Annotated in this window: 5 protein-coding genes; all 5 read right to left on the reverse strand. The window is 40.9% G+C overall.

All coding sequences use genetic code 11. The features are described from left to right. Positions 1 to 66: 66 nt before the first annotated feature. The 5 genes from HP548_RS08460 to HP548_RS08480 all read right to left on the reverse strand — a co-directional run bounded on the left by HP548_RS08460 (position 67) and on the right by HP548_RS08480 (position 10893). The gene (locus HP548_RS08460; protein ID WP_175381399.1) at positions 67 to 3444 is read right to left on the reverse strand and encodes an Ig-like domain-containing domain; all 3378 of its coding nucleotides are present in this window, start codon (positions 3442 to 3444) and stop codon (positions 67 to 69) included. Positions 3445 to 3962: 518 nt separating this feature from the next. Beyond that, positions 3963 to 4304: a hypothetical protein gene (locus HP548_RS08465; RefSeq protein WP_079695642.1), complete on the reverse strand. Its 342-nt coding sequence runs from the start codon at positions 4302 to 4304 to the stop codon at positions 3963 to 3965. A gap of 203 nt (positions 4305 to 4507) precedes the next feature. Further along, positions 4508 to 8473 carry an S-layer homology domain-containing protein gene (locus HP548_RS08470; protein WP_175381400.1) on the reverse strand — a complete coding sequence of 1322 codons (3966 nt, stop codon included), beginning with the start codon at positions 8471 to 8473 and terminating at the stop codon, positions 4508 to 4510. A 163-nt stretch (positions 8474 to 8636) separates the two neighbouring features. Further along, a complete protein-coding gene (locus HP548_RS08475) occupies positions 8637 to 9764 on the reverse strand; it encodes a glycosyltransferase family 4 protein (RefSeq protein WP_053782860.1) in 1128 nt (375 codons plus the stop codon). A 370-nt stretch (positions 9765 to 10134) separates the two neighbouring features. Continuing rightward, a complete protein-coding gene (locus HP548_RS08480) occupies positions 10135 to 10893 on the reverse strand; it encodes a WecB/TagA/CpsF family glycosyltransferase (RefSeq protein WP_175381401.1) in 759 nt (252 codons plus the stop codon). Position 10894: the final 1 nt, after the last annotated feature.

A 10894-nucleotide genomic window follows, 5' to 3' on the forward strand; every position in this document is an offset into this window, starting at 1 on the left:
CGATGTTGTTGTGTTTACATACAAAAAAAGATCCCCTACAAGTAGGGGATCTTAGTAAAACTATTATTACTTAGTGAAAGTAGCTGGTGCAATTACATTACCGTCAGCATCTTTGATGTTGCTAACAGTAACAGAATCATCAGTATCGAAGTCATTAGTGAATGTTACAACAACTGATTTGTTATCAGCTGCAGGAACTGCACTAACTGTAGCATTACCATCACTTACAAAATTATCCACATCTGCAAGAGTTGCATTATCAACGGCTTTGTTGAAAGATACTTTAACTTCTTTGAGATTAGTAGTACCAAATGCTGCAGTTGCAGTTACTGCATTGTTAATTACGATAGCGTTATTGTTAACAGCGTCGTCTTCAACATTGAAGTTGCTCACTGCGTTTGCAAGTGGTGTAGAACCATCGAAGTCAAAACCAGTTGCTTTGTCTGTTACATATTTAGAATCATTGTTGAAAGTAATACGATAGATACCGTTGTATCCACTTACTTTAGAACCATTAGGGTTCAATTTAATTGTAACAACAGAACCAGAGATTGTTGCAGTGTAATCTGCACGTACTCCGTAAACCAATTCAGTACCATCGGATTGAGTCACTTTGAACAATTGACCAGCAACATCTTGGTTAGCTGCTTGGATGTCTTCTGTGAAGTTAACCCAGATAGTGTTGGAAGCAGCATTGAATACGATACCGCCTTTTGTAGCATCGTTAGCTGTAGCAGTAGCAACAACGATTTTTCCATCAGCGTTTTTCAGAACACTTGCTTTGATTGCATCTTTCACATCAAGTGCAGCAGTAGCAGGTTTAATTGCAGCGCCAGCAAGAGATTGAGAAACACCATTAGTTTTAGCATTTACTTTTACGTTAGTAACAGCTGTATCCAAAGTGTTGTCAGCCAATTTAACGTGTACCAAAGTGTTGTCGGAAGCATCAACCCATGCATCAGTTGCAGATTTTGATTGTCCTCCAACAGTTACATCGTAATCACTAGCAATAGCAGATGCAGCAGGTTGAGTCAATTTTACAACGATCTCATTCGTTGCAATTGCTTTTGCTTCTTTAACAGTGAAGCTGTCAACTACATAATCTGCAGCAAGAGCATTCGCAACATATCCGTTCAATACATTACCAGCAGCAGATCTTACACCTTGAACAGTCAAAGCAGTAACTTTAACGTTAGCAGGCAGTTTAATCAAAACGCTCTTTTGATCAGCAAGTGTTTCATAAGTTGTACCTGCTGGAAGTTGGCCTGTAACAGCGCTGTTACCATCAACTGTGTAAGTAGCATAGTAGTTAGCTGGGTTCAGGATTGAACCTTCGCCGTCCAATGCCATTTTCTTATCAAAATTCAAAATGAAAGAAGAATCAGTTTTTACTGTAGAAACCAATTTAGGTTGAGCAATATCACCTACAGTGATTTCACCAGTGTAAGGCAACATAGTGTTAGCCAAAGTTGTAGTATCTTTCAAACCAGTCAACTCAAAGCTGTATGTGCCTGCACTCAAAGCATTGGAGAAGTTAATTGTCAATGTTTTGCTAGCATCAGACCAAGCTGGAGTGAAGATATTAGTTACTGCTTTACCAGTGCTGTCTTTGATTACTACGTTTTTAGCTGCAAATGTAGTAGTGTCAACAGCTTTAGTGAATTTCAATACAGCGGATTTATTAGTGTTAGTATTGAAAGTGAAGCTAGCGACTTCTGGACGAGTTTGGTCGATTACTGCATTCACAGTTGTTTTGGAATCAGTAACGATTTGGTTTCCAGAGTAGTCTTTAACTCCATTGATATACAAATCAGTAGCGTACGAAGGAAGTTTTTTCAGTCCAGTGAATGCGAATTTGAAAGTTTTTCCGTCGATTTGTTTTTCATAGCCACTTTCGGCATAACGTTTTTGGCTTCCATCCAACCAGTAGATGTTAGCACCGGAAACTGTAGAAGGATCTACATCTTCACTGAATGTTACTGTTACACCTTCGAAAGTAACATTAGAAACGCCTGCAATTGTAGGAGCAGTAGTATCTTCAGCTACAGTAAAGTCAAAAGTTTTTTCAAGTACTGGGTATCCAGCATAGTCTTGAATTGCTTTTTTAGTAACGATTTTGTGGTCGCCGTTAGCAAGTTTAGTGAAAGATTTGATAATTACAGTGTTGCTGTTTACATCGAGTGTACCAGACACAACTTTACCATCAATTTCAAAGTAGTTGCTTGCAGCAGATTTGTTAGTGATATTTACTGGCTCGCTGAATGTTACTTTAACAGCGGAGTTACCCAGAGCTTCTACTTTATCAACTGTAGGAGCAGCAACATCTGCAGTTGTGAACTTAACATCTTTAGTAGTTACGGAAGTAGTACCACCTGTTTTAACACCTGTTGCAGACAATTTGTATGAAGTGTTGTTCAACAGAGAGTTTGTAACAGTCAAAACTACGGATTTTTTATCAGCAGATACTGTAGCTTTTTCAATAGTGTTAGCAGTAGCACCTGTGATATCTCTTACTACTGAGTACAATGCAACTTGCTCAGCAGAAGTTTCATCAACGCTACCATCGAAGTTTACAGTTACTTCTTTCAAGTTAGTAGCAGTTACGCTCTCAACTTTAGTAGCTGTAGTTACTACATAAGTAACTTTCTCAGTGAACTCTTTATCTTTGTAAGTGAATTTCACTTCAGTTTCTTTGTTAGCTTCGAGAGCTTTATCCAAAGTTACTTTAACGGATTCACCGTCGCTGATTTTGAAAGTAACAACTTTACCAGCTTCGCTTACTTCATAAGAAGCAACTTTCAAGCTTTGAGCTTGATCAATTGCGTAAGCAGCGCCTACAAGCAATTGACGGGAAGCGTTGGATTGGAAGTTCAAGCTAGTGTCAAGCAAACCAGCGTTGATTGCTGCTTGAACATAACCTTTAGCCCATGCTGTTGCAGTGTTATTAGTTTCAGTTGGAACTTCGAGGTCCAAAGCGATTGTCAGAACTTTCGCCATTTCTTCGATTGTTACTTTACCGTTGAAGTCGAAGATTTTCTTCTCAACGTTTTTACCTTCCATGATGCCTGCAGCTGTTACTGCTTCGATGTAAGGAGCAGCCCAGTTTTTAGCATTGTAGTTTTTATCGTTGTAAGAATATACACCAGTGATTTCTTTCAGGCCAAGCAATTTAGTGATAACTTTTGCGAACTCAGCGCGAGTCATCTCTTTGTCCAAACCAGCTGTTCCATCTGGGTAACCAGTGAAAACACCTTTTGCTTTCAATGCATCAAACTGTTGTTGTGGCGAAACTGCTGTATCACCGAATGCTACAGATGCAAACATTGAGAATGCCATTGCTGTAGACAGAGCTACGGATAAAATTTTCTTCATAACCTTTTTTTCTCCTCCTTGGGCGTTCATAACATTGGAATTTTCTTTAATAGGGTCGCTCGTGTTCCTCATTCTATTGTCGCACCCCCTTTCCAGAGTCATGAGCAAGTTAATATAAATGATGTCTGTGAGCATATCACAGAAACTTGTAAACGAGAATAATGATAGATCCATACGAAAATAGAGTAGTTTCCTAATCCTACCTTACGTATTATACAATGGGTCTTCCGTGCCGTAAAGCAATTTTTTCTAATAAATAGACAAGATTCTTCACGAGGTCATTCTTGGTAAGTTCCCCAATGTTTTTGACTCTACATCTTAAACGCAGCAGATTTCAAAAAGTTGCGGATTCATCAAAAAAAGTTTTGAACTTATTTATGTATTGATGCAGTGCGGGTAAATGCGAGGTTCAAAACCTTTAGACCATCAATGATGGAGCAGTCTGCATGAGATTATGTTGTGTCTGGATTGATGGGGACGTTTATTTATACCCGATAACCTGCTGCATGAAGCGACAAATTCTTCTAAATACAAAATAAATAAAAGGCATTCCATATGGAATGCCTTTCGTAATGCTCTGGTTCTATAACTTAGCGAATTTTCATCGCAAGATCAATAATTTGAGCACGCATATTCGGATCACTATTCAATCTCAGATACATGTCGTCAATGGGTTGTCTATTTTCCCGGTATGTCTTTTCATGCTTCATCGTGGTGTGAGACCATTCAATTAAGTCATTCTCAGCCAGAACCAAATTGTTATACGCATCATGGAAGCCAGTCGCCTTGACAAGCCCTTCCATCACTTCTTGGGAAACTTCCTGCGTTTTACGTGTATCTTCTATTTTCTTCTCCAGAATGACTGCTTGTTTCTCGAACTGTGTCTTTGCCTTCATGTAGCCCAGCTGGGCTTTCGAATAAATCGGTTTCATTAGCTAACTTCACCCTCTAGATCATTGTGTATTTACCGCTATTGTATCTTAATCTCTAGCAAATTACAAAAATAGATATTGGTAAAAAACAGATTTCTTCTATTATAAAAGTGTTCTTTACCAGTTGATTTACAGTCATAAAAAGACCCGTCCCTTTAGTCCAAGGGACAGGTCTTTCAGAATTGAATAGTTTTCTATACAGATTAGCTCAAGTTTTTAGGGAACAGCTTCGTACTCTTCTTAAGTAATTCAACTGCAATTTTGGCAGCTTCTGCACGAGTCATATTACCCTTTGGATTGAACTGATATTGAGCTTTGGTTGCGCCAGGCACCGTGACCGGGCTACCTTCCATGATTTTCGCTTTGGTTATTGCGAGAACAGCAGGACGAGCATAGAATTCAATAGAGCCTGAGTCCAGGAATGACTTTCCAAGCGTAGCAGCTAGTTTACTGTCGTTCGTCGCCAAATTGGAGTTCATTGCACGAGCAATCATAACGGCTGCCTGTTCACGTGTAATTGGCATTTCCGGTTGGAAATATCCATCACTCAACCCCGTAACGATACCTGCCCGAGCAGCTGTCTCGATAGCTTCATAAGTCCAACGATCAGACTTGGTGCTGATTGAGACGTCCTGGAACGTTTGTTGGTTGGCATAATTCAACGGAATATCCAGACCTCTAACGAGTAACGTTGCAAATTCTCCACGAGTTGTCTGATCATCTGCACCAAAAGAACTTGCTCTCAATGGATTCATAATTCCTTTGGAATACAAAGCATTAAGCAAATTACGAGCCCAAGGGTGGTTTGTAATATCAGGATAACTTCTACTCAATTTCATTACTTTGTAGTATCCGAATTCATCAAATGGTACCGTAATCGTGTGACCTTTTGTATCAACGACTCCCCCAATAGGAATCCACTTGCCTACATTGGTTTTATCTGAGTATCTGAATACTGTAATGGTAGAACCTACATCGTCTACAATGGAAGGATCATAAGCGATCGTCAGGCTACCTCTTTGAGATGGAGTTAGGACTCTCTCAGCAGCATATTGCGTAAAGTTCCCTTCCAGACTGTAAGGAGCCAAACCATTGGTTCCTGCGCTATAGCCACTTTCTCCTTTATCTCCAAGCTCCCCAATACCACCGTGAATCCAGTAAATATCAGAAATTGGTGTAAAGTTGCTTGTATTGAGTGTTGAACTAAACAAACCCGTAAGTTCAGGCGATACAGTAATGAAACTTTGTGCATTTTCACTACCTTCATCCGGAGATCCGATCCAGTTACCGTAATCATTCTTTCTCTCTACAATCCCTTTATCCGGATCAGCAATTCCGAACAAAATCTTGTTATCTGGATAGAACTTGGTCATATTTCTTACTGTTGTGGATTGCAGAACCGTTCCCTTCGGAAGTGAAAGCTGCAGCTCTTTGTTAAATACAGTATATTTATTTGCAACTTTCGGAGCCATGTATTGCGTATCTGTTGTAATTGTAGAGGTATAGAATACATTGACTGTGTCATTAATTGTTCCGCCCGGACGAGTAATTTGAATCTTGATTGCGTTATTTTTGTCGGGTTTCAAACCTACATAGTCCAGTATAAAACGATTGTTAGAATCCGTACGTTTAACCGCAGGCTGCTTATCAATAACAACCTGAGTAGCCCCTTCTGCCTCAATATCGAATCTTACAAAGTTTTTATTAACAACAATCTTATCTCCTACGGTTGGCTGAGGAGCAAGAATGCGATAAGAAGATGGTTCACGTACAATCTCTAAGCGCTGAGTTGTTCTAGCACCTGTTCTATTAATAAGTTCGAGTGTATACACGTGCGTTCCAGGTGCATCAAATTTCAGGTTTTGAATTCTTACGAAGAACTGATTTTCATTACCTACAAAATCAAATGTAGGCATCCCATTTTCACCTAATTTATTCGTTTGTAGTACACGATCAGTAGCTTGTGTATGGGTAAACACTAGTTTGGAGCCAAAGTAAACGTTAGCAATTTGTGCTCCACCGCCATTAATCACGAGATCATAATTTTCTTCACTTGTTACATATTTATCTTCTTTGAATGCAAATTCAGGCGTAACTGCGAAGATTTTCTTCAGTTCATCCTGTGTATAACTGGTTAGAGCCTTATCAATAAAAGGTTGTCTGGAATCCTTAGGAACCAGCGTAGGCATAAAGGTTGTCACTGTTGATTGGTTCGTATCAATAACATTGATTCTAAGCGTTGTTGTTATAGTTGTAGGCTGTTTGTTGGCATCCTCATCAATTGCACGAATCACAATCGTGTTCTCACCATATACAATCGGCCCTTCCTTCAACACTTTCAATTTAATGGAAAAATCTCCATCGCTGTTCGGGAAACCTGATGTAACCTGTGTATATTCAGTATCTTTAAGCACCTTACCATTCACTACAAGCTCAGGCTTAAAATCAATCCCCAGCGTCTTAAAGCCAATAAACTTACCTTTAACAGACATTGTCTGTTCCGTACTCTTCGAGTCGAAACTATACGTCTGTCCATCTTGCAAATTCTCTACATAGATCGAACTAACAGATGAATAAGAAATCTTGACTACTTTCGGAAGATCGGTTGGTTTACCGAAATAAAAACGAATTTGCTGTTCACCACTTACAAATCCCGTAATTTGATAGATCTGTTGTTTTGTAGTCAATCCCATTGCGGGAACAGTTGGGACAGCATCAATTTTCAGTTTATTTACACCTGTAGGTAAATATTCACCAAAAAGAGTTGCTGCATTAATATCTTTGCTGGATTCAACCAAAATGAAGAATGTGTCGCTTTTCACTCGTGATCCATCCAGTTTGGTCTTGGACTCTATCGGGCCACTTTTGTAATCCGGAAGGTAGTACATATTCAAGATATCCTGGGAACCAGGCGAATACACGTATCCTCCAGTAAATCCTGTGCTGAAATTACCATAAGTGAGGCTGACTTTCACTTCCTGATTCTTCTTGACATCAGTCCCGCCCTCTTCCAGCTCCATTTTGAAAGGCGTGTCCACTACAAAATCCACGAGTCGATATTCCAAACTAATTCCGTCTGCTCCTGCAATCGCAGTTGTTTTGGTTACGTGAAAAGTGAACGTTGGAGGTTGATCTATATTGCTATTCGATAATGTAATTGTTCCATTCGTTGGACTAAAATCCGTGCTACTTGCTGAATAAGGTAATAATGCTTGTCCAGACAATTTGCCTTCTTTTTGGTCCGCTATTGTAAAATTCGGATTTGTGTCATTCAATATGGATTGCGTCTCTGTTCCTACCGTTAAGTCGAGCTTAGTAAACGGTTGGTTTTTATCAAAATAATACACCGAACGCTCCGTTTCAATGGAGTTTGATGCACTTGATATTTTAAATTTCAACGTATTTATTCCTGCTTTAAGCTTAAGCTGCGGCAAGAAAAATGATCCATCTTGTAGCATAGCCGAATCAAAAGAATCGCTACCATTTACTGTAACGGTAACCTGCGTAGCGTTTTGCACCTTACCTTGGATAGATACACGTTCCGTATTAACAACTGTTTCAGAACCTGCGTTAAGATCGTAGGTTGCATTCCCTGTACCTCCAGAAACAACCGTGGAGATTTTGAAGTTCTCTATAAAGGGAGCTTGGTCATATAAAACATAAAATGTATCCGAACGTTCAACAGAACCCTGTACTCCTAAAAAGGTGATCTTGTTGAATCCGGGAAACAGTGTAAGGTTGTTTGCATTAAACTTGTTGTTCCCACTGCTATCTGCAGTGACTGCAGTTGTAATGGATTTCGTTTCATCTGGAACCCACTTATCCACATTGCCTTCAGTCGTGGAATTCAACTGCTCTACTTTTACTTTCATCGTATCTTTCGAAACAAATGCATATGAACCTGAGATACTAATAGTTGAAGTTGATGTGGTATATGCGTTACTTCTTGAAAGGAATTTCTTGCCTGTCTCTCCTGAAACCAAAGACAGAATGGATGTTTCCCTTAATACCTTAATATCTGGTGTAAAGTAAGTTGAATATGCGTTAGATCCTGTAGTGTCACCGTCCGCAGCCGAAGCAACGGCCCCACCGAACAGACCCTGTGGGAACAATGAGAACACCATAGCGACCAACATGATCCATGCCAACGGCCGTTTCTTTTGTTGCATTACGTATCATCTCTCCTCTTTTTAAGTCAGTTACCGTTATATATCGGCCGAAAGGTTCCAATTATTTAGTAAAAACAGCAAAATAAACAAAAAACCTTGTCCACGAGGGACAAGGTTTGGGTTGAAAGAATATTCAATAAGATCAGTAAACGAGCGTTTCTATTTAGGATTTCGAGCGGGTCTCCGGGTTCAACTTGACGCGCATACGCATCAGGAAGTTAATGACCGGCCTTCTGGTTTTGCTTACAAGTCCAATGACTTCTGCTCCAACCTGGAGGAAGAACATCATGATACAGATCACGACGAACGTTACCCAGTTGGCTTCGAACATCGCAGCAGAAGATTGGATAATCGCCAGTACACCGAAGAATGCGGCAATACCGTAGATGATCAGCACCGTCTGACGGTGACTGAATCCAAGCTCACGCAGGCAGTGATGCAAGTGACCTTTATCCGGTGAGAAAATCGGTTTCCGTTGTACCGCACGACGAATGATCGCGAAGAAGGTATCCGAGAGCGGCACACCGATAATGATCAGCGGTGTAATGAAGGACACGACAGCAATTTGTTTGAATCCAAGCATGGACAGCATTGCCAGAGAGAAACCAAGGAATAGAGATCCCGTATCCCCCATGAAGATCTTGGCTGGGTGGAAGTTGAAGAACAAGAATCCAACAATACTACCAAGCAGTACAAGACACATCAAGGCAATCATCATGTTACCCATCAGGAAGGACATCACAGCAATGGTACCAATGGCGATACCGGATACCCCAGCAGCCAGACCATCCAGACCATCAATCAGGTTAATTGCATTTGTTACACCAACAATCCAGAGAATCGTCAGCGGAATGGATACCCAAGCTTCCAGTGAGGAGTAAGCATCCTGAAAAGGAATATTGACGAAGTCTACACGGATATTGAATCCGAATACGACTACAGCAGCAGCAACAATTTGTCCGAGCAGTTTCACTTTGGCTGACAGTTCAAAACGGTCATCCAATGCACCAATCAGTACGATGATCGATCCACCAATCAGAAAAGCACTGACAAAGCTCATGTCTCTTGTCGTAAACCATGCTGACACAAAAGGAAGCAGAGCAGCAACCGTAATGACAAAGGCCAGGAAAATCCCTAGACCACCAAGACGTGGCATAATCCGAGTGTGCACTTTACGAGCATTCGGCGTATCCATTGCTCCGATTCTGACTGCGAACTTTTTGACAAGTGGTGTCAAGGCAAGAGCCAGTCCCATTGACACGATAAATCCAATGATAAAGATCGCTACCATTTGAACATTCGACCCCCAATTATAATACCTGTAAGAAATTATAAATCCCCTGATCTCTTTTTATATATAAAAAATCATTTGTTAGTCATTTTTGAATACTTGTTACACGATAACGAAGAGAGCAAGGAAAACCTGAAGAAGCGAAGCGTTCGCCTTTATCACCTGATTTCAACCTTATAAAGGGTAATAAAAGAAATCTGGGGATAACAGCGATCGGAAGGTTGCCTTGCTATCGTAGTTGCTCAGTTGTAACGTTTTAATTCAAGCAGCACGACACATGTAATCCGGAATGAATTATACGCTGATCACAGGCGAAATGCCAACCTCAATTTTTAGCAAAAACGTGCATTTTACTCGTAATAGCCTAATTTTAACGGACTTTAGTCACGTTTTCTTTGTCCCGCATCACTTTGACAGCGAATTTCGGAAGCGCAAGCATTCGGCCAGCCCGGCTAGGTTCCCGAAGTAGACGATAAAACCATTCCAGTCTTAACTTTTGGAACACTTTAGGTGCACGTTTGGTTTTGCCCGAAATCACATCAAAGCTGCCTCCAACCCCCATGGTAACGGGAACCTGAAGCGCGTCTTTGTACTTGTGAATCCACGGTTCCTGTGTGTCTGCCCCACGTGCAACAAACAGGAAATCAGGTGCAGCTTCACGGATGGAAGCGACAACCTGATCGTCCTCAGCCGAACCAAAATAACCGTCGCGATAACCTACAATTCGAATCGCCGGATATTGCTCTTGTAACCGAACTGCCGTTTCTTGAATCACCTCAGGTGTGGAACCGAGCAGATACACGCCCCACCGATAGTTTTCTCCAACACGCAGCAATTCATGTAAAAGCTCAAATCCAGGTACCCGCTCTGCCACAGGCTCCCCACAATAATTGGCAGCCCATACAACCCCTGTTCCATCGGGTACAATCATTTCCGCAGACTGCATAACCTTCATCATCGCCGGGTTTTCCAGCGCGGCCATGACCATGATGGGATTGGCTGTAATGACTTGGTGCGGCTGTTTTGTAAGCACTGCTTGGCGTAGAACCTCCACCGTTTCTTTCATCGTTAGTTTGGAAAAAGGAATACCATAGATTGAAACGGTAGGTATTGGTCCGGTCTGATTCATC

Origin of the sequence: Paenibacillus taichungensis, from assembly GCF_013359905.1 — a bacterium.
GTDB lineage: Bacteria > Bacillota > Bacilli > Paenibacillales > Paenibacillaceae > Paenibacillus > Paenibacillus taichungensis.